The sequence below is a fragment of the Streptomyces sp. NPDC107500 genome, assembly GCF_055582785.1.
On record NZ_JBVJPF010000002.1, the window covers coordinates 304,620 to 323,512 of the forward strand.

General features: G+C 72.5%; 14 protein-coding genes. All 14 read right to left on the bottom strand.

Annotated elements, in window-relative coordinates:
• Nucleotides 1-32: 32 nt before the first annotated feature.
• Nucleotides 33-1,250: a sugar phosphate isomerase/epimerase family protein gene (locus ACZ67M_RS07445; protein WP_361358799.1), complete on the bottom strand. Its 1,218-nt coding sequence runs from the start codon at nt 1,248-1,250 to the stop codon at nt 33-35.
• Nucleotides 1,251-1,361: 111 nt separating this feature from the next.
• Nucleotides 1,362-2,741 carry an alkaline phosphatase family protein gene (locus ACZ67M_RS07450; protein WP_361358796.1) on the bottom strand — a complete coding sequence of 460 codons (1,380 nt, stop codon included), beginning with the start codon at nt 2,739-2,741 and terminating at the stop codon, nt 1,362-1,364.
• Nucleotides 2,738-3,910: a metabolite traffic protein EboE gene (gene eboE, locus ACZ67M_RS07455; protein WP_469849965.1), complete on the bottom strand. Its 1,173-nt coding sequence runs from the start codon at nt 3,908-3,910 to the stop codon at nt 2,738-2,740. Before eboE ends, ACZ67M_RS07450 begins: the two co-directional genes overlap by 4 nt.
• Before the next feature lie 3 nt (nt 3,911-3,913).
• On the bottom strand, nt 3,914-4,762 hold the full coding sequence (locus ACZ67M_RS07460; protein WP_360887159.1) for a TatD family hydrolase: 849 nt from the start codon (nt 4,760-4,762) through the stop codon (nt 3,914-3,916).
• Nucleotides 4,762-5,499, bottom strand: coding sequence for an EboA domain-containing protein (locus tag ACZ67M_RS07465; RefSeq protein ID WP_392013437.1), 738 nt, complete (start codon nt 5,497-5,499; stop codon nt 4,762-4,764). The genes ACZ67M_RS07460 and ACZ67M_RS07465 overlap by 1 nt, the downstream gene beginning before the upstream one ends.
• 14 nt (nt 5,500-5,513) lie before the next feature.
• Nucleotides 5,514-6,428, bottom strand: a complete 915-nt coding sequence (locus ACZ67M_RS07470; RefSeq protein WP_385793485.1) for a sugar phosphate isomerase/epimerase family protein — start codon at nt 6,426-6,428, stop codon at nt 5,514-5,516.
• The gene (locus ACZ67M_RS07475) at nt 6,425-7,567 is read right to left on the bottom strand and encodes an SCO3242 family prenyltransferase (protein WP_469849967.1); all 1,143 of its coding nucleotides are present in this window, start codon (nt 7,565-7,567) and stop codon (nt 6,425-6,427) included. Before ACZ67M_RS07475 ends, ACZ67M_RS07470 begins: the two co-directional genes overlap by 4 nt.
• The gene (locus tag ACZ67M_RS07480) at nt 7,564-8,736 is read right to left on the bottom strand and encodes an inositol-3-phosphate synthase (protein WP_469849969.1); all 1,173 of its coding nucleotides are present in this window, start codon (nt 8,734-8,736) and stop codon (nt 7,564-7,566) included. Before ACZ67M_RS07480 ends, ACZ67M_RS07475 begins: the two co-directional genes overlap by 4 nt.
• A gap of 121 nt (nt 8,737-8,857) precedes the next feature.
• Nucleotides 8,858-12,568: a ThuA domain-containing protein gene (locus tag ACZ67M_RS07485; protein ID WP_469849971.1), complete on the bottom strand. Its 3,711-nt coding sequence runs from the start codon at nt 12,566-12,568 to the stop codon at nt 8,858-8,860.
• Between the two features lie 263 nt (nt 12,569-12,831).
• A complete protein-coding gene (locus tag ACZ67M_RS07490) occupies nt 12,832-13,830 on the bottom strand; it encodes a sugar phosphate isomerase/epimerase family protein (protein WP_385793495.1) in 999 nt (332 codons plus the stop codon).
• 16 nt (nt 13,831-13,846) lie between these two features.
• The gene (locus tag ACZ67M_RS07495) at nt 13,847-15,100 is read right to left on the bottom strand and encodes a Gfo/Idh/MocA family protein (RefSeq protein ID WP_469849972.1); all 1,254 of its coding nucleotides are present in this window, start codon (nt 15,098-15,100) and stop codon (nt 13,847-13,849) included.
• 95 nt (nt 15,101-15,195) lie between these two features.
• Complete coding sequence (locus tag ACZ67M_RS07500) at nt 15,196-16,239, bottom strand: substrate-binding domain-containing protein (RefSeq protein WP_361358770.1); 1,044 nt, start codon at nt 16,237-16,239, stop codon at nt 15,196-15,198.
• A gap of 17 nt (nt 16,240-16,256) precedes the next feature.
• Complete coding sequence (locus ACZ67M_RS07505; protein WP_361358767.1) at nt 16,257-17,276, bottom strand: ABC transporter permease; 1,020 nt, start codon at nt 17,274-17,276, stop codon at nt 16,257-16,259.
• Nucleotides 17,273-18,790: a sugar ABC transporter ATP-binding protein gene (locus tag ACZ67M_RS07510; protein ID WP_307016133.1), complete on the bottom strand. Its 1,518-nt coding sequence runs from the start codon at nt 18,788-18,790 to the stop codon at nt 17,273-17,275. Before ACZ67M_RS07510 ends, ACZ67M_RS07505 begins: the two co-directional genes overlap by 4 nt.
• Nucleotides 18,791-18,893 lie beyond the last annotated feature (103 nt).

Genomic DNA, 18,893 nt, shown 5'->3' on the forward strand with positions numbered 1-18,893 from the left:
TGTTGGGGAGGGCCGCCCGTCCGTGCGGCGCGTCAGCAGCGCTTGCGCAGGGCCGCCAGGTTGTCGTAGCTGATCTTGGCCTCCCGCAGCGACTGCGCCGGGTCGGTGGCGCTCGGGGAGTTGTCGTCCTCGATCATCGGGTTGTGGTAGTTCCGCTCCCCGACCCGGGAGAAGAACGTGCGGTAGTCGATGACACCCGTGCCGAAGGGCACCATGTCGTAGCCCATGCCGTTGGTCGTGCTGACCACGCCGTCCTTGGCGTGGAACAGCGGGTAGCGCTTGTTGTTGCGGGCGACCAGACCCGCCGGGTCGAAGACGTTCTTCCGGGTCGAGCCGTCGTGGGCGGTGTAGGAGTGGAACTTGTACTGGGCCACGTGGGCCCAGAAGATGTCCATCTCCAGCCAGACCACCTTCGGGTCGGTGACCTTGAGGAAGTACTCCAGCTTCCGGATGCCCGAACTGCGGGTCGGCCGGCCCTGGTCGTCCAGCGGGCCGCCGTCGAGCAGGAAGCCGTAGGCGCCGTCGTGGTTGTGGGTGTAGAGCTTGATGCCCTCGCGGCGGGCGATCTGGCCGAGGGCGTTCCACTTGTCGGCGGCCACGTCCCAGTCGGCGCGGTAGGAGCTGCCGGTGGGGTCGCCGCCGGTGCCCATGTGGTCCATGCCGAGGATGTTGGCGATCTCCAGGTGCTTCTTGAAGGTCTCCTTGTCCTCGGTGGTCAGCGGCCAGGAGGACGGGATGAAGCCGTGGTTGCCCTGGGCGCGCAGGCCGTAGTCGTCGAGCCAGGAGCGGAGCAGCTTCGCGCCCTGGACGGACTCCAGGCTCGCGCCGCCCGGGGCGTTGGCGTGCTGGTTGTATCCGGCGAACTCGACCTGCCGGTAGCCGTGGCGGGCGAGCTGCTTGAACACCTCGCGGAAGCCGGAGGGCAGGTCGGAGGCGAGGGGGTCGCGGGCGGTGGCGTCGCGGACGGTGTAGAGGATGATGCCGCGCCTGTCCGCCGGGACGAGGACCTGCCCGTGACCGTGGCCGTGGTCATGACCGTGTCCGTGGCCGTGGTCTCTGCCGCGGTCCTGCGCGAGGGCCGGGGAGGCCCCGAAGACGGGGGCCGCGACGGCGCCGGCGGCGACGGCGGTGCAGGTGGAGAGGAAGCGGCGGCGGCCCACGCCGAGGCTGCGGCGGAGGCTCTCGTCCGGGCCGTCGAGGGCCGGGTCCGTGCCGGCGTCGGTGCGGGAAGGGTCGGTGAACGGGCTCACGGTGCCTGCCTTCTGGGTCGTGGCCTGCCGCGATGCGGCTCGGGCGGGCCGTTGTCAGTGCCGTGTGTTTCACTCTCAGTAGTCGGATCTCGGGGCGCGGATGCGGGTGCGTCAGTCGAGTCCGGCCAGCCGGAGCAGGAGTTGTTTCACATCGGTGGCCGCTACGCGGTCTCCGACAGCGCGGGGGGTGGAGCAGATGAGGAGCGGACCGTCGTCGTCGCTCGCGGGGAGGCGGCCGTGGCTGCCTCGAATAGGTGAGGGATCCAGGGGCACCACCGCCATGCGGTAGCGCATGCCGAGCTTCTTGCGGGCCAGGGCGGAGGCCGCCTTGACCTTGACGTAGGGGTCGAGCGGGTCCATGAACAGCTCGACCGGGTCGTAGCCGGGTTTGCGGTGGATCTCGACGAGCTGCGCGAAGTCGGGCGCGCGGTCGTCGTCGAGCCAGTAGTAGTACGTGAACCAGGCGTCCGGCTCGGCTACGGCGACCAGCTCGCCGGAGCGGGGATGGTCGAGGTGCTGGGCCTTCTTGCCCTCGTCGTCGAGGAGTTGGGCGAGGCCGGGCAGCCCGTCCAGCGCGGCGCGGGTCGCGTCCAGGTCCTCGGGGCGGCGGACGTACACGTGGGCGATCTGGTGGTCGGCGACCGCGAAGGCGCGGGAGGCCATCGGGTCGAGGTACTCCATGCCGTCCTGGGTGTGCACCTCGAGGAGGCCGGCGCGGCGCAGGGCGCGGTTGATGTCCACGGGCCGGCTGACGGGGGTGATGCCGTACTCGGAGAGCGCGACGACGGTGCGTCCCTCGGCGCGGGCGTCCTCAAGGAGCGGGGCCAGCGCCGCGTCCAGGTCGGCGGCGGCCTTCAGGGAGCGGGGGTCGTCGGGGCCGAAGCGCTGGAGGTCGTAGTCCAGGTGAGGGAGGTAGCAGAGCGTCAGGTCGGGATGCCGGGTGGCCATGATGTGCCGGGTGGCGTCGATGATCCACTGGCTGGAGACCAGGTCCGCGCCCGGCCCCCAGAAGTGGAAGAGCGGGAAGGTTCCGAGCTTGTCGGTGAGTTCGTCGTGCAGGGCCGGGGGCCTGGTGTAGCAGTCGGGTTCCTTGCGGCCGTCGGCGTAGTAGACGGGACGGGGGGTGACGGTGAAGTCGGTGTCGGCGCCCATGGCGTACCACCAGCAGATGTTGGCCACGGTGTAGCCGGGGTGGGCGCGGCGGGCGGCGTCCCAGAGTTTGTCGCCGGCGACAAGTCCGTTGTGCTGGCGCCACAGCAGGACGTCGCCGAGTTCGCGGAAGTACCAGCCGTTGCCCACGATGCCGTGCTCGGAGGGGTGGGTGCCGGTGAGGAAGGTGGACTGGGCGGCGCAGGTGACGGCCGGCAGCACGGTGCCGAGCGGTGCCCGGGAGCCGGACTGGCCCAGCCGCTTGAGGTGGGGCATGTGGTCGAGGAGACGGGGGGTGAGGCCGACGACGTCCAGGACGAGGAGTGGAGTTGGGCGGGTCATGGCAGTTCCTTCAGGCCGAGGTCGGTCAGCAGGTCGCGGGCGAGGGTCAGCTCGGCGGCGATGCCGTCGGTGAGCTGCGCGCGGGCGCGGGGCCGCAGCTCGGGCGGGAGGGCCTGCCAGGTGTAGGTCTCGACCTCCAGGTGGCGGGTGAGGGGGCGCGGCCCGCCGACGAGCCGGGTCAGCGCGGCCTTGAGCACGGGGAGGGTCGAGGTGAGGGGCGCGGCGGGGGCCGCGTGCAGGGGGACGTGGAAGTGGGCGCGCCAGGGCGCCGTGTCGGGCAGCGGGCCGCCCTGGGCCAGGGCCTCGTCGAGGTCGTCGGTGCCGAGCCGGCCGCCGGCCGTGGTGGTCCGGGTCTGGTGCAGGAAGCGCGGCTCGGCGAAGGCGGCCAGCGCCTCCCGGACCGCCGGGTCGCGGGGGTGCTCGGCGTGCAGGGCGGCGGACAGCTGGGACTTGACGACGGGGACGCGGGCGGCGGCGAGGGCGTCCAGAGCGGTGTCCGGATCTTCGAAGGAGGTGGCGAGGTGGCAGGTGTCGACGCAGACGCCGATCCGGTCGTGGCCGATCGCGGTCAGCGGGGCGATCGCGTCGTGGGTGGTCTCCACGACGCAGCCGGGTTCGGGTTCCAGGCCGATGCGGATGGAGCGTCCGGTCAGTTCCTGGAGTGCGTCGAGGCGTTCGGCGAGCGTGCCCAGCGCGGCTTGCGCCTTGTCGGCGCGGGTCTGGTCGTACGCGGTGCGCCAGGCGAGGGGCAGGGTGGAGATGGTGCCGTCCGTGACGTCGTCGGGCAGCAGTCCGGCGAGCAGGCGGGCCAGGTAGGTGGTGTGTTCCAGGCGCTCCGGGTCGGCCCAGTCCGGCTTGTAGACCCGGTACTTGACCTCTTCGGCGCCGAAGCCCTCGTAGGGGAAGCCGTTGAGGGTGACGACCTCCAGGCCCCGCCGGTCGAGTTCGGTGCGCAGGCCGCGCAGCGCGGCGGGGTCGGTGACCAGGGCATGCGCGGCGTCGCGGGCGAGCCACAGCCCAATGCCCAGGCGGTCGCGGCCCAGGCGGCGGCGGACCGGCTCGCAGTGGTCGCGGAGCTGGGCGAGGACGCCGTCGAGGGTCTCGGCGGGGTGGACGTTGGTGCAGTAGGCGAGGTGGACGGTGGAGCCGTCGGGGTGCCGGAAGCGCATGGCTCACTCCCCTCCGCGCAGGATGGAGTTGCCCTCGTGCGTGGCGTCGGCGGTGGCGACGTCCAGCTCCAGCCGCCCGCTGAGTCCGTAGAAGGCGACGGGATTGCGCCACAGGACCAGGTCCACGTCGTCCTCGGTGAAGCCCTCGGCGAGCATCAGGTCGCCGACCTTGCGGGTCTTGAGGGGGTCGCTCTTGCCCCAGTCGGCGGCGGAGTTCACCAGGACCCGCTCCGGGCCGTACTCGCGCAGCAGGGCCACCATCCGGGCCTCGTCCATCTTGGTGTCCGGATAGACGGAGAAGCCGAGCCAGGCGCCGCTGTCCTTCGCCTCCTTGACGGTGGTCTCGTTGAGGTGGTCGACCAGCACGTGGCCGGTGGGCAGCGCGGACTCGCGGACCGCGTCCAGGGTGCGGCGCAGGCCGGCCAGCTTGTCGCGGTGCGGGGTGTGCACGAGGGCGGGCAGGCCGTGGTCGGCGGCGAGCTGGAGCTGGGCGGCCAGGGCGGTGTCCTCGGCCGGGGTCATGGAGTCGTAGCCGATCTCGCCGACCGCCACCACGCGGTCCTTGACCAGGTAGCGGGGCAGTTCGTCGAGGACGGGGAGGCAGCGGGGGTCGTTCGCCTCCTTGGGGTTGAGGGCGATCGTGCAGTGGTGGGCGATGCCGTACTGGGCGGCGCGGAAGGGTTCCCAGCCGAGCAGGGCGTCGAAGTAGTCGCGGAAGGAGTCGGGAGAGGTGCGGGGCTGGCCCAGCCAGAAGGACGGTTCGACCACGGCGCGGACGCCGGCGGCGTGCATGGCCTCGTAGTCGTCGGTGGTGCGGGAGGTCATGTGGATGTGGGGGTCGAAGATGCGCATCAGGACTCCTTGCCGTGGGGGTCGGCGTTGCCGGGCGCGGGAGGCTGCTCGGTCCCGGTCAGGGCCAGGACGCGGTGCAGGTCTTCGGGGACGGCGCGGCCCGCGGCGGTGCGTTCGGCGGCGTAGTCGGCGAGCATGCGGGCGAGTTCGTCGTCGCCGCGGGCCCGGCCGGCGAGATCCGTCACGCGCTCGACGGCGACGCCGGTGAACAGGCACTTCAGTACGGCGTGCCGCCACTGGTGGGCGTCGAGGTGACGGGCGGCGTACGGGCCGAGGGCGGCGGCGACGAGCCGGGTGTCGTTGGTGCGCAGCGCGTCCTCGACCAGCGGGAGGGCGTCCGGGCCGGGCACCAGGTGGGGCAGCGCGTGCAGGACGGCGCGGCGTTCGTCCGCGGTGCCCTGGGAGTAGACCCGGCTCAGGGCCTCCGTGCCGGCGCGGGCGGCGTGCAGGACGAGGACCCGGGCGGCGTCGGCGTGGGCGGGACCGCAGCGCCGGCCCGCCTCGGCGAGGCGCAGCTCCCACACGGAGATGGGGCCGTGGGTGCCGGGGTGGGCGGCGGCCTCGTCCAGGGCCTGGTCCAGCCAGGCGCGGGCGGCTCCGCCCAGCTCGGCGGTGAGTGCGGCGCGCAGGTCGGCGGGCGGGACGTGGGCGGGGTTGGTGCCCTGGCGGTCCTGCCCGGCGGGGTCGCCATCCGTGCCCTGGGTGGGGGTGGCGTGGGTGGCGCGTGGCTGCGTCATGGGTGTGGCTCCCTTCAACGGGTGGCGGAGGGCTCGCCCGAGCGGTCGGTACGGGGTGACGCCGCCGCGGCCCGGCGGAGGAACGGGAGGGAGCGTTCGGCGAAGTGGGGACCGGCGTGGGAGTGGCGGGGCAGTTCGACGACGGTCAGGCCCTGGTAGCCGGTGGCGGCGAGGGCGTCGAGGACGGGCGGGAAGTCGATCTCGCCGTCGCCGAAGGGGAGGTGTTCGTGGACGCCGCGGCGCATGTCCTCGATCTGGACGTGGCGCAGCCAGGGGGCGGCGGCGCGTACGCAGTCGGCGGGAGGGAGGGGTTCGAGGCACTGGCAGTGGCCGATGTCCAGGGTGAGGCCGAGGTGCTCGGGGTCGCCGAGGGCGTGGCGCAGGGTGTGGAAGTCGGCGAGTTCGGCCAGGAGGTGGCCCGGTTCGGGCTCGACGGCGAGGGGGACGCCCGCGGTGGCGGCGGCCTCCAGGACCGGGGTGAGGGACTCGGCCAGCCGCTTCCACGCCGTGTCCTCGTCGGTGCCGGCCGGGGTGACGCCGCTGAAGCAGTGCACCGCGTGGGCCCCCAGGTCGGCGGCGACCCGGACGGCGCGGACCAGGAGGCCGGCGCGGCGGGCGCGGTCGTCGGGGTCCGGGTCGAGCAGGGAGGGGCCGTGCTTGCGGCGCGGGTCGAGGACGTAGCGGGCGCCCGTCTCCACCGTGACGCCCAGCCCGAGCGCGTCCAGCCGGCGGGCGACCCGGCGGGTGCGGTCCGCCAGGTCGTCGCCGAGGGGGTCGAGATGCATGTGGTCCAGCGTCAGGCCGACGCCGTCGTAGCCCAGGTCGGCGAGGAGGCCGAGGGCGTCGTCGAGCCGGAGGTCGGCGAGGCCGTTGGTGCCGTAGCCGAAGCGGAGGGGGGTCGACGGGGTGGTGTGCGGGGCGTGGCTCACGTGATGCTCACCTTCCTCATGGCGGCCCTCCTCGCGAACATCCGGCCGGCCGGGGCCAGGGCCGCGATCAGCAGGGACGTGGCGGGTGCCCCGGCGCGGGCGGCGAGGGCGGCCTGGAGGGGGACCGTGGCCCGGATGCCGCCGCCGACCGCGCGTTGGGTGAGCGGGGGTGAGGGGTTGAGCGTGGCATGGAAGTAGGGACGGGCCGCCGTGGCGGCGTACGCGGCGCCCAGGGCGGCGGTGAGGACGTCACCGGCCTCCGGGGCGCCCGCGGCCCGCTTGGAGCCCGACAGGCCGGGGGCGGCTGCTGCCCGCCGGCCTGCCGGGAGTCGGGTCCGGCGGTGGCCGGCCACCAGCCGGGTCAGCACCCCCGTCGTCGCCAGGGCCGCCGAGGGTGCCAGGACCGAACCGCCGGTGGTCTCCCGGCGGGAGACGGCCGTGACCGCGAGGGTGTGGCTGCCGAGCAGCGCGGCGGAGGGCAGCGCGGCGCGGGTCCCGCCGGAGGTGGCGGCCGCGCCCAGGAGCAGGTCCAATCCGCGGGCGGCGGCCATGGCCGCGGGCCCTGCGGGTGTGTGCTTCAGGACGAGGTCGTAGGCCCACACGGACCCCGCGAGCGGCGCGGCCACCGCGAGGGCGGGGCGCCCGGCCGCGGCGGCGAGTGCGAGACCGGCACCGGTGAGGCCGCAGGCCGCGGCGAGGGCGGCGGCCGGACGGATCCGGCCGGACGGTATCGGGCGGTGCGGACGCTCCGCGGCGTCCTCGGCCCGGTCCGCCCAGTCGTTCAGGGCCATGCCCGCTTCGTACAGGCACAGGGACGACCCGATGGCGAGCAGCGTACGGCGCCCGGGCCGCACCCCGGCCGCGGCGGCCCCGGCCAGGGCGTCGCCGGGGACGGTGAACAGGGCGGGCAGCCGCAGCAGTTCGGCCCAGGCACCGGCGCGGCCGGAGCGGGGGCGGGGCCCGCGGGCCGAGGCACCGGCTGCGGGCGGCGCCGCGAGGCCGGCGCCCTGGTCACCGGCGGGCGGCGGGGCGGCGTCGGCACCATGGCCGTCCGCCGGCACGCCGGGTACGGCGAGCACCCCGGACGAGGCGGACGAGGCCGACGACCCCGATGCGTCCCGCGCCCCGGCGCGGCTCATCGCCGCGCCCCGTCCTCGGCCGCGGCGCCCCCGTCGTCGCGCAACCGTCCGGCGAAGGCCCGCAGCTGCGCGTACTGCTCCGCAAGGGACGATGGGCCGTCGCCGACCGGGTCCTTGAAGTAGAAGCCCAGTTCGCCCAGGGGGCCGGAGAGACCCTTCTCCCGGGCGCGGGCGGCGAGCCGGGCCAGGTCGAGGACGAGCGGAGCGGCCAGCGCCGAGTCGCAGCCCTGCCAGGTGGTCTGGAGGACCATCCGGGCGCCGAGGAATCCGTCGAAGGCGATGTGGTCCCAGGCGGTCTTCCAGTCGCCGAGCGCGGGCACGTCGTCGATGTGGACCTCGCCCTCGGGCGCGGCTCCGAGCGTGTCGACGAGGACGCGTTCCTTGCCGGCGTTCTTGGCGGCGGCCGCCGCGGGGTCGGCGAGGGCCGCTCCGTCGCCGCCGCCGAGGAGGTTGGTGCCGGACCAGGCGCGCACGGCGAGGGCCCGCTGGAGGAACATCGGGCCGAGCACCGAGCGGAGCAGGGTCTGCCCGGTCTTGCCGTCGCGGCCGGCGTAGGGGAGCCCGGAGGACTCGGCGAGCGCGGCCAGCGCCGGGTGGTGCAGGCCGGTGGACGGAGTGAAGTTGACGTAGGGGCAGCCGGCGCGCAGGGCGGCCGCCGCGTACAGCGAGCTGGGCGGCAGGGTGTCGTCGGTGGGCGCGGGCTCGGTGGAGGCGACGTTCACGACGACGGCGCCCGCGAGGTCCTGGCGGCGCACGAAGTCGCGGATGTCGGACGCGAAGGCGTCGATCAGCGCTTCCTGGCTGGGCGCGGGGGCGCCCGGCAGCGGACCGCCGGGCCGGATCTCCCGGTCGGCGGCGACGAGTTCGGCGTGCACCGCGGAGGGCAGGCCGTGCGGCAGCACACCGCCGTCGGCGAGGTGCTCGGCGCGCTTGGGCAGCGGGCAGTCGAGGGTGTCGTGACCGCCGAAGACGAGCGACGACAACGATGGCAGACCGCACGACGTGAAGGGCGCGGTCTCGGTGACCATGCCGGTCGCCGGGTGGAGCCCGGCGGCGACGGCGGCGCAGCCCGCGATCGCGGTGGTGGCCACGGAGCCGCGTGCCCCGATGAGCCAGACGCCGAACCGCGGGGCCGTGGAGGGGGTGGGCAGGAACGGTTCGGCGGACATGGGCAGCCTCCTTGTCGTACGCGAACCGGATGTGAGCGCCGGAAGCGGGGGCCGGGCGCGGGGCCCGGCGGGACGGCGGGCGGAGGTCCGGCGTCCTCCGCCCGCCGCCGTCTGATCGCCCTTAGGAGGGCAGTTCCTTGAGCTGGATGTTGCGGAAGGAGACCTGGTCGTCGGCGCCGTGGTTCTGGAGGCCGACGTACCCGTCGGTCAGGCTCCGCTCGGGGTCCTTGTTGGTGAAGTCGTTGATCTTGACTCCGTTGAGGAACACCTGGAGGCGTTCGCCCTGGACCTTGATCTCGTAGGAGTTCCACTGGCCGGGCGGCCGCAGAACCTGGTCACGGGCCTTGATGTTCGCCGACTTGAAGGAGTAGACGGACCCGGTGGTGCGGTCCGGCGCGTCCGTGGCGTCGATCTGGATCTCGTAGCCCTTGTTCACCGCGGACCAGGGGTCGTCGGAGGCGGGGAAGCCCACGAAGATCCCTGAGTTGTCGTCGCCCTGCATCTTCCAGTCGAGCTTGAGGGAGTACGACTTCAGCTCCTTGGCCTGGTACCACAGCAGGCCCATGCCGCCGTCGGACTCCAGGGCGCCGTCCTTGACGTTGAACTTGCCGGGGCCGGCCTGCTTCCAGCCTTCCAGGGTCTGGCCGTTGAAGATGTCCCGGTAGTCCTTGCCCGGCTTGCAGTCCGCCTTGACCTGGCCGGTGGCGTACTGCATGCCGCCGAGCAGGTGGCCGCGGAAGGCCTCGTCCGCGTAGGACTCCTTGGTGTGGCCGAGGCCGGTGTAGAAGGCGCGACCGCCCTCGTACGGCTGGCACCAGGCGATCGGGTGGTCGCCCTTCATGTTGCCGCCCTGGTAGGTGGTCTCGTCCAGGGTGGCGAGGACCTTGGCCTGCTCGCGCGGGTTGGTGCGGTAGTTGTACAGCTCGTCGGTGTGCTCCCAGGCGTCGTCCAGGTGCGCGGTGGACGGGTGGTCGTGGTCCTCGACGCGGACGGTGGCCTTCTGGATGGCCGGGTGCGAGTCGAAGTAGGCGCCGACCAGGCCGCCGTAGAACTCCCAGTCGTACTCGGTGTCGGCGGCGGCGTGGATGCCCAGGTAGCCGCCGCCGTTCTTGACGTAGTTCTCGAACGCCGTCTGCTGGGCGGCGTTGAGGACGTCACCGGTGGTGGACAGGAAGGCCACCGCGTCGTACTTGGCGAGGTTGGCGGTGGTGAACTGCCCGGCCTCCTCGGTCGCGGTGACGGAGATGCCGGCGGGGGCGCCGATCTCCTTCAGCGCGGCGATGCCCGCCGGGATGGAGTCGTGGCGGAAGCCGGCCGTCTTGGAGAAGACGAGGACCTTCTTGCCGGCCTTGAAGGGCTCGGTGGAGAACTCGAAGTCGTCCACGTCGTACAGCGCGCCCTCGCCGCCCTTGAAGACCAGGTAGACGTCGGTGGTCTTCCCGGGCAGGGACCGCAGCGGTACGTCGACGTCCTGGAACGTCTCCCAGCTGCCGGTCGGCGGGATGTACGCGGAGCCGTGCAGCTTGCCGGTCGGCGAGCCGGTGCGCACCTCGATGTAGCCGCCGGCGCCGCCGGAGGAGGCCCGTACGGTCAGCTTCTTCTGGCCGTCGAACTTGTAGGGGCTGAAGGAGATCCAGTCGCCGTCCTCGATGTTGCCGACGGTCTTGCCTCCGTTGGCCCCGGTCTTGTCGATGACCGAGACGCCGGACTGGCCGCCGAAGTGCTCGGCCTGGCGGTGCGGCGGCTGGATGACGGTGCGGGCGGTGCCGGTCAGGGCCTCCTGGCCGTTGGCCCCGCCGTCGGTGTAGCTGGCACCGACGACGCCGTAGATGTTGGCGTTGGGGTCGTGACCGCCGTCGCCGGGCGGCGGCTTGAGGGTGCCCTCACAGCCCATCTCGCTGGTCAGCTCGTGGGCGTGGGAGTCGTGGCCGAGGCTGTAGGCGACCTTGACCTTGGAGCAGTCGACGGTCTCCTCGGGGTCGGTGACCTTCACCTTGAACGGGATGGGCTCGCCCATCGGGAGCAGGGTGCCGTTGCCCGGGGTCTCGATGGTCACCGTCGGCGCGGTGTTGCCGACCACGATCCGGACGCTGGCGTTGCCGGTGTTGCCCTCGGGGTCCTTGGCGGTGAAGGTCGCGGTGTAGGTGCCGACCTTCTTGTACTTGTGGGTGGGGGTCAGACCCTCGCCCTTGGTGCCGTCGCCGAAGTCCCAGCTGTAGGTGAGGTCCGGGGAGTCGGCGTCCTTGGCGCTCGCCGTGAACTGGACCTTGAGGCCGGCCGCACCGGACGTCTTGTCGGCGCTCACCTCGGCGATCGGGGAGAAGCCGTCCTCGGCGTTCTCGATCCGGTAGAGCGCGGAGTTCTCGTCGCCCTGGAACCAGGAGAGTCCGTAGTCGAGGACGTAGAGCGCGCCGTCGGGGCCGAACTCCATGTCCATGATCTGGGTGCCGGTCCACGGGAAGTCGTTGATCTTCGCGACCGTGCCGTCGGCGTTCTGCTCGATCCGCTTGATCCACTGGCGGCCGAACTCACCCGCGAAGAAGTCCCCGTCGTACTCCTCGGGGAACTTCACGCTGGACTCGAGGTCCGGGTCGTACCGGTAGACCGGGCCGCCCATCGGGGACTCGGAGCCGGTGCCGAACTCGGGCACGGAGGCACCGTCGTACGGGATCCAGGCGGCCTCGGCGGGCGGCAGGTCGGTGAGGCCGGTGTTGTGCCGGGAGGTGTTCTTGGGCGCGGCGCAGTCGAACTTGGCTCCGGATGTCCCGGTGCCGAAGTCGTAGTCGTTGTAGGCGTCGTTGTCGCCCGTGCAGTACGGCCAGCCGAAGTTGGCGGCCTTGGTGACCTTGGCGAACTCGACCTGTCCGGCCGGTCCGCGGTTCGGGTCGGCGGCGCCGGCGTCGGGGCCGTAGTCGCCGACGTAGACCGTTCCGGTCTTCTCGTCGACGTTCAGCCGGAACGGGTTGCGGAAGCCCATCGCGTAGATCTCGGGGCGGGTCTTCTCGGTGCCCGGGGCGAAGAGGTTGCCCTCCGGGACGGTGTACGAGCCGTCCTCGGCGACCTTGATCCGCAGGATCTTGCCGCGCAGGTCGTTGGTGTTGCCGGCGCTGCGGCGGGCGTCGAAGGCCGGGTTGCGGTCCGCCCGCTCGTCGATCGGCGTGAAGCCGTCCGAGGCGAAGGGGTTGGTGTCGTCGCCGGTGGACAGGTAGAGGTTGCCCTCGGCGTCGAAGTCGATGTCGCCGCCGACGTGGCAGCAGGTGCCGCGGGAGGCCGCGACGTCCAGGACCTTCTTCTCGCTGGCCTGGTCGAGGGTGCCGTCGGGCTTGAGGACGAAGCGGGAGAGGCGGTTGACGCCGTCGAACTTCGCGAAGTCCGCCGCGGTGCCGGTCTCGGGGGCGTCGCCCGCCGGGGTGTCGAGGGGCGGGGCGTAGTAGAGGTAGATCGCCCGGTTGTTCGCGAAGTCCGGGTCGATGCCGACGCCCTGGAGGCCCTCCTCGTCGTGGCTGTAGACGTCGAGTTTGCCGGCGACCTTGGTGACGCCGCCCTGGTCGGTCAGGCGGAGCGTGCCGTCGCGCGAGGTGTGCAGGACGCTGCGGTCCGGGAGCACGGCGAGCGACATCGGCTCGCCCATCTCGGGCTCGCCCTTGGCGAGGGGTACCTGCTGGAACTGTCCCTCGGCCGCCGGTTCGTCGTGCTCCGGGTGGCCGGGGTGGGCGCCGGCGACGGCCGCCGGGGCGCCAACGGCCAGCATCAGGCCGGTGAAGAGGGCGAGGGTGGTGCGGAGCCTGGGACGCCTCGTGGTCCTGGTGCTTTTGAGTCTGCTTCTGTGCACGAAGTCCCTCCGGGAACGGGTGGGCCGTACGGAACGGGTGCGATGACGTGCGATGCGGGCGCCGGGGTGCGCCGTCACCCCGGAGGCGTGGGTGTCCTGAACACTTCAGGGACGGTAACCGCGTTCGTCCGGGGCCAACACCCCTTGGGCCGGGACTTGTTTGAACTTTTTCCCAACTCAGGACAAAGCGGGATCCGGGCAGGCCGGACCGGGGACCGGTGCTTTCACCGGCCCCCTTCCCGGCCTGCTGCCGGAAGCGTGGGTCAGCTGTTGAACGCGGCGTCGAAGGACGCGCTGGGCGGCTCGAAGTCGAAGGCCTTGAGGCTGGTGAGGGCCTCGGGGGCGCCCTGGAGCCGGTCCATGCCGGCGTCCTCCCACTCGACGGAGACGGGCCCCTGGTAGTCGATGGAGCGGAGCATGCGGAAGACGTCCTCCCAGGGGACGTCGCCGTGGCCGGCCGAGACGAAGTCCCAGCCGCGCCGCGGGTCGCCCCAGGGCAGGTGGGAGCCGAGGCGGCCGTTGCGGCCGTCGAGGCGTTTGCGGGCCTCCTTGCAGTCGACGTGGTAGATGCGGTCGCGGAAGTCCCACAGGAAGCCGACCGGGTCGAGGTCCTGCCAGACGAAGTGCGAGGGGTCGAAGTTCAGCCCGAAGGCGGGCCGGTGGTCCACCGCCTCCAGAGCGCGCTGCGTGGTCCAGTAGTCGTAGGCGATCTCGCTGGGGTGCACCTCGTGCGCGAACCGCACGCCCTCCGCGTCGAAGACGTCGAGGATCGGGTTCCAGCGGTCGGCGAAGTCCTGGTAGCCGCGCTCGATCATGGACTCGGGGGCCGGCGGGAACATGGCGACCAGGTGCCAGATGGCCGAGCCGGTGAAGCCGATGACGGTGTCGACGCCGAGGCGGGCGGCGGCCCGCGCCGTGTCCTTGATCTCGGCGGCGGCGCGCTGCCGCACCCCCTCGGCGTCCCCGTCGCCCCAGATGCGGGCGGGCAGGATGGCCTCGTGGCGTTCGTCGATGATGGCGTCGCAGACCGCCTGGCCGACCAGGTGGTTGGAGATCGCCCAGCACTTGAGGCCGTACTTGTCGAGCAGCTGGTGCCGGGATTCGACGTAGGAGGGGTCCGCGAGGGCCTTGTCGACCTCGAAGTGGTCGCCCCAGCAGGCGAGTTCGAGGCCGTCGTAGCCGAAGTCGCGGGCGAGGCGGCAGACCTCCTCCAGGGGCAGGTCCGCCCACTGACCGGTGAAGAGAGTGAAGTTGCGCGGCATGTCGCTGCCAGCCTCCTCAGGGAGCGATCGGGGTGTAGACGGAGTTCTTGGCGGCGCTCTCCTCCACCGCCGCGAGCACCCGCTGCACCTGGAGCCCGTCCGCGAAGGAGGGTTCGGGGCGGCGGCCCTCGGCGACGGCGTGGACGAGGTCGCGCGCCTGGTGCACGAAGCTGTGCTCGTAGCCGAGTCCGTGGCCCGGCGGCCACCAGGCGTCCAGGTAGGGGTGCTCGGGCTCGGTGACGAGGATGCGGCGGAACCCGGCGTGCTCCCCGGGCTCCGTACCGTCGTGGTACGACAGCTCGTTGAGCCGTTCCAGGTCGAAGGCGAGCGAGCCGCGCTCGCCGTTGAGTTCGATGCGCAGGGAGTTCTTGCGGCCGGTGGCGTACCGGGTGGCCTCGAAGGAGACCAGGGCGCCGGAGGTGAGGCGGCCGGTGAACACGGCGGCGTCGTCGACGGTGACCTCGCCCGTGGCGCCGTCCGCCGAGCCCGCGCTCAGGCCCCGCGCGGCGCCGGCGGCCAGCGGGCGCTGCCGTACGAAGGTCTCGGTGAGGGCGGAGACGCCCGCGATCCTCTCCCCCGTCAGGTACTGGGCGAGGTCGACGATGTGGGCGCCGAGGTCGCCGAGCGCCCCCGATCCCGCGAGTTCCTTGCGCAGCCGCCAGGTGAGCGGGGCCTGGGGGTCCACCAGCCAGTCCTGGAGGTAGGTCACCCGAACGTGCCGCAGCCGTCCGACGCGGCCCTCGGCGACCATCCGCCGGGCCAGCGCGGTGGCGGGCACCCGGCGGTAGTTGAAGCCGACCATGGCCAGCTGGCCGCGCGTGCTCGCCTCCGCGGCGACGCGCGTCATCTCCTCGGCCTCCTCGACGGTGTTGGCCAGCGGCTTCTCGCACAGCACGTGCTTGCCGGCGGCCAGCGCGGCCAGCGCGATCTCGGCGTGGCTGTCGCCCGGGGTGCAGACGTCGACGAGGTCGATGTCGTCCCGTTCGACCAGGGCCCGCCAGTCCGTCTCGGTGCTCTGCCAGCCGTGCCGGTCGGCCGCCGTGCGGACGGCGTCGGCGTCCCGCCCGCAGATCGCGGCCAGCACCGGGTTCAGCGGCAGGTCGAAGACCCGGCCGGCGGTGCGCCAGCCCTGGGAGTGGGCGGCGCCCATGAAGGCGTAGCCGACCATGCCGACGCGCAGGGGCGGTCTGTTCGCGGATGCCCCCGTAGCCCCGTTTCCGGTCCCGGCGGCTGCTGCCCCGGCCCCCTCGGGCTGCTGCGGCTGTCCCATGCGGATGTCCTCCTCGTCGTGGTGGCGCGGTGGGGGGTGGGACCCGCCCCGGCGGGCTGGTCAGGCCGCTGCCGGGGCCGGGTCCTTGGGACCCGTCACTTGAAGCCCGTGGACATGTACTGGTCGACGTTCTCCTTGTCGACGACGGCCGAGTAGCAGGTGACCGTCGAGGGGATCTCGAACTCGGCGAGTCCGCTGACGCCCTTGCCCTGGCCGAGGGCGCGGGCCAGGTCGATCGCGGAGGCGGCCATGGTCGGCGGGTAGAGCACGGTCGCCTTCAGCACGCCGCTGTCGGCCTTGATGGCCTGGAAGGCGGAGAGCGCGCCGGCGCCGCCGACCATCAGGAAGTCGTCGCGTCCGGCCTGCTCGATGGCGCGCAGGGCACCCACGCCCTGGTCGTCGTCGTGGTTCCACAGGGCGTCGAAGTCCGACTGGGCCTGGAGCAGCTGGGCCATCTTGGACTGCCCGGACTCGACCGTGAACTCGGCGGCCTGGCGGGCCACCTTCTTGATGTTCGGGTAGTTCTTCAGGCCGTCGTCGAAGCCCTGGGTGCGCTGCTGGGTCAGTTCCAGGTTGTCGATGCCGGCCAGCTCGATGACCTTGGCGTTCGGCTTGTCCTTCAGCTTCTCGCCGATGTAGTGGGCGGCGTTGAGCCCCATGCCGTAGTTGTCGCCGCCGACCCAGCAGCGGTAGGCCTGGGGGGAGTTGAAGATGCGGTCGAGGTTGACGACCGGGATGCCGGCGCGCATCGCCTTGAGGCCGATCTGGGTGAGGGCCTTGCCGTCCGCGGGCAGGATGACCAGGACGTCGACCTTCTTGTTGATGAGGGTCTCGATCTGGCCGATCTGCTGGGCGGTGTCGTTGGAGCCCTCGGTGACCTCGAGGGTGACGTCCGAGTACTTCTTGGCGCGGTTCTGCGCCTGGTCGTTGACGGCGTTGAGCCAGCCGTGGTCGGCCTGCGGACCCGCGTAGCCGATGGTGACCTGCTTGCCGGGCTTGTCGTCGGCGGCCGGCTGCGTGTCCGCCGCCTTGTCGCCGCCGTCGTCCGGGTCGTTGCTCGTGCACCCGGTGAGGACGGCACCGGCGGACACGGCGGCGGCTCCGAAGAGCAGCCCTCTGCGACTCGTGAGCTTCGTCATGACGGTGAACCCTTTCCTCAATGCGTGCTTGCGGTACGGCGCTGGACCAGCACGGCGGCGACGATGATCGCGCCCTTGGCGATCTGCTGCACGTCGGTCTGCAGGTTGTTCAGGGCGAAGATGTTCGTGATGGTGGTGAAGATCAGGACGCCGAGCACGGAACCGACGATGGTCCCGCGCCCGCCGCTGAGCAGCGTGCCGCCGATGATCGCGGCGGCGATGGCGTCGAGTTCGTAGAGGTTGCCGTTGGTGTTCTGGCCGGAGCCGGCCAGGGCGATCAGCAGGAAGGCGGCGATGCCGCAGCACAGCCCGGAGAGCAGGTAGATGTAGAGGCGCTGGCGGCGGACGTCGATGCCGGCCAGCCGGGCGGCCTCCGGGTTGCCGCCGACGGCGACGGTGCGGCGGCCGAAGGTGGTCCGGTTGAGCACCAGCCAGCCGATGACGGTGACGGCCGCGAAGACCAGGACCAGCGGCGGGATGCCCAGCACGTAGGAGTCCCGCTCGGCGAGGTCGAGGACGCCCGGCACCGTGACGACCTGGGTGCGCCCGTCGGTGATCTGGAGCGCGAGGCCGCGTGCCGACGCCAGCATGGCGAGGGTGGCGATGAAGGGCACCATCGTGCCGTACGCGATGAGCACGCCGTTGACCAGGCCGCAGCCGACTCCGACGATGATCGCGGTGAAGAGGATGCCGGCGAAGCCGAAGTCCTGGGTGGCGACGGTGGTCGCCCACACCGAGGACAGGGCGACGATGGCGCCCACGGAGAGGTCGATGCCCCCGGACATGATCACGAAGGTCATGCCGACGGTGACGACGCCGATGACGGACGCCTGGGTGAGCACCAGCTGGAGGTTGCGGGTGTCGAGGAACGAGTCGGGCTGGGTGATGCCGCCGATGAGGACCAGGACGGCGAGCACGCCGAGCAGGCTGAGGGTGCGGACGTCGGCGCCGGCCGTCAGGTTCTTCCAGGCGGGCCGGGTGTCCACCGGTGCCGCCTTGCCGGTGCCGTCCCGCGGCGGGGACACGTGCTGCGTCATGACGCCGGGCTTCCTTCCATCACGAGGTCGAGTACGCGGTGTTCGTCGAGTTCGCGGGCGGGGGCCTCGTGCACGACGCTCCCCTCGCGCAGTACCAGCACCCGGTCGGCCAGGCCCAGTACCTCGGGGACCTCGCTGGAGACCAGCAGGACGGCGAGGCCCTCGTCGGCGAGGCGCCGGATGACGGCGTACAGCTCCGCGCGGGCGCCCACGTCGACGCCGCGGGTGGGTTCGTCGAGCAGCAGGACCCGGCAGCCGCGCAGCAGCCAGCGGGCGAGGACCGCCTTCTGCTGGTTGCCGCCGGAGAGGGTGCGCACCGGCGCGGTGGGGTTGTCGGGCCGCAGCGACAGTTCGCGGGTCGCGGCGCGGGCCGCCTTCAGTTCGGCGCCGCGATCGATCCAGCCACCGCGCGAGAAGCGGGACATGGCGGAGACCGACACGTTGCGGGTGACGGACTCCAGCATCAGCAGGGCCTGTGCCTTGCGCTCCTCGGGGGCGAGCCCGAGTCCGGCGCGGACCGCGGCGCGCACGCTGCCCGGCCGCAGCGGTCGTCCGTCGACGAGGACCTGTCCGGCGTTCGGCTTGCGGGCGCCGTAGACGGTCTCCAGGATCTCGGAGCGGCCGGAGCCGACGAGTCCGGCGAGGCCGACGATCTCGCCGGGCCGTACCTCCAGGTCGAGCGGGGCGAATTCGCCGTGCCGGGTCAGTCCGCGGACGCTCAGCACCGGCTCACCGGTGCCGGGGGCGGCGGGCCGCTCCGGGAAGACGTACTCGACGTTGCGTCCCGTCATCAGCGCCACCACCTCGCGGGTGGGCGTCTCCTTGGCGGGCAGCCCGCCGGCCACCGCCCGGCCGTCCTTGAGGACGGTGACCCGGTCGCCGATGCGGCGGATCTCCTCCAGGCGGTGCGAGATGTAGACGACGGCGACGCCGTCCGCGGTGAGGTCGGCGACGATGCGGAAGAGGTTGTCGACCTCGTCCGGGTCGAGCGCGGCGGACGGCTCGTCCATCACGATGAGCCGTACGTCGTGCGAGAGCGCCCGCGCCATGGACACGATCTGCTGCTGCGCCGCGGAGAGGTCCCCGACCAGCCGGCCCGGGTCGACCTCGGGGTGCCCGAGCCGCTTCAGCAGCTGGGCCGTCGAGGTCTTCGCCGCCTTTCCGCGCACGACGAAGCCGGCGCTGGTCGGCTCGTGGCCGAGGTGGACGTTCTCGGCCACCGACAGGTGTTCCACCAGGTCAAGTTCCTGGTAGATGGTGGCGATGCCGAGGCGCATGGCCGCGATGGGCGAGCGCAGGGTGACGTCCTCGCCGCGCCAGCGGATGGTGCCGGTGTCGGGCTGGTGGGCGCCGGCCAGCACCTTGATGAGGGTGGACTTCCCGGCGCCGTTCTGGCCGAGCAGGCAGTGCACCTCGCCGGCCTGGACGTCGAGGTCGACGCCGTCCAGGGCCCGGACTCCGGGGAACGACTTGGTGATGCCGGACATGCTGAGCAGCGGTGGTTCTGGTGCCATGTGAGGTCCCCTCGGCGGGCATGCGGGCCGGTGTCAGGGCAGAGCGGGGCAGAGCAGGGCAGGGCAGAGCGCTGTACTGGTGGAGCGTGGCTGAGGTACCGAA

Excerpts from the sequence above, each read along its gene's own strand:
- ACZ67M_RS07480 (WP_469849969.1), bottom strand. The coding sequence starts at position 8,736 with ATGTCCGCCGAACCGTTCCTGCCCACCCCCTCCACGGCCCCGCGGTTC.
- ACZ67M_RS07510 (WP_307016133.1), bottom strand. The coding sequence starts at position 18,790 with ATGGCACCAGAACCACCGCTGCTCAGCATGTCCGGCATCACCAAGTCG.
- eboE (WP_469849965.1), bottom strand. The coding sequence starts at position 3,910 with ATGCGCTTCCGGCACCCCGACGGCTCCACCGTCCACCTCGCCTACTGC.
- ACZ67M_RS07505 (WP_361358767.1), bottom strand. The coding sequence starts at position 17,276 with ATGACGCAGCACGTGTCCCCGCCGCGGGACGGCACCGGCAAGGCGGCA.
- ACZ67M_RS07500 (WP_361358770.1), bottom strand. The coding sequence starts at position 16,239 with ATGACGAAGCTCACGAGTCGCAGAGGGCTGCTCTTCGGAGCCGCCGCC.
- ACZ67M_RS07490 (WP_385793495.1), bottom strand. The coding sequence starts at position 13,830 with ATGCCGCGCAACTTCACTCTCTTCACCGGTCAGTGGGCGGACCTGCCC.
- ACZ67M_RS07495 (WP_469849972.1), bottom strand. The coding sequence starts at position 15,100 with ATGGGACAGCCGCAGCAGCCCGAGGGGGCCGGGGCAGCAGCCGCCGGG.
- ACZ67M_RS07460 (WP_360887159.1), bottom strand. The coding sequence starts at position 4,762 with ATGCGCATCTTCGACCCCCACATCCACATGACCTCCCGCACCACCGAC.
- ACZ67M_RS07475 (WP_469849967.1), bottom strand. The coding sequence starts at position 7,567 with ATGAGCCGCGCCGGGGCGCGGGACGCATCGGGGTCGTCGGCCTCGTCC.
- ACZ67M_RS07465 (WP_392013437.1), bottom strand. The coding sequence starts at position 5,499 with ATGACGCAGCCACGCGCCACCCACGCCACCCCCACCCAGGGCACGGAT.
- ACZ67M_RS07450 (WP_361358796.1), bottom strand. The coding sequence starts at position 2,741 with ATGACCCGCCCAACTCCACTCCTCGTCCTGGACGTCGTCGGCCTCACC.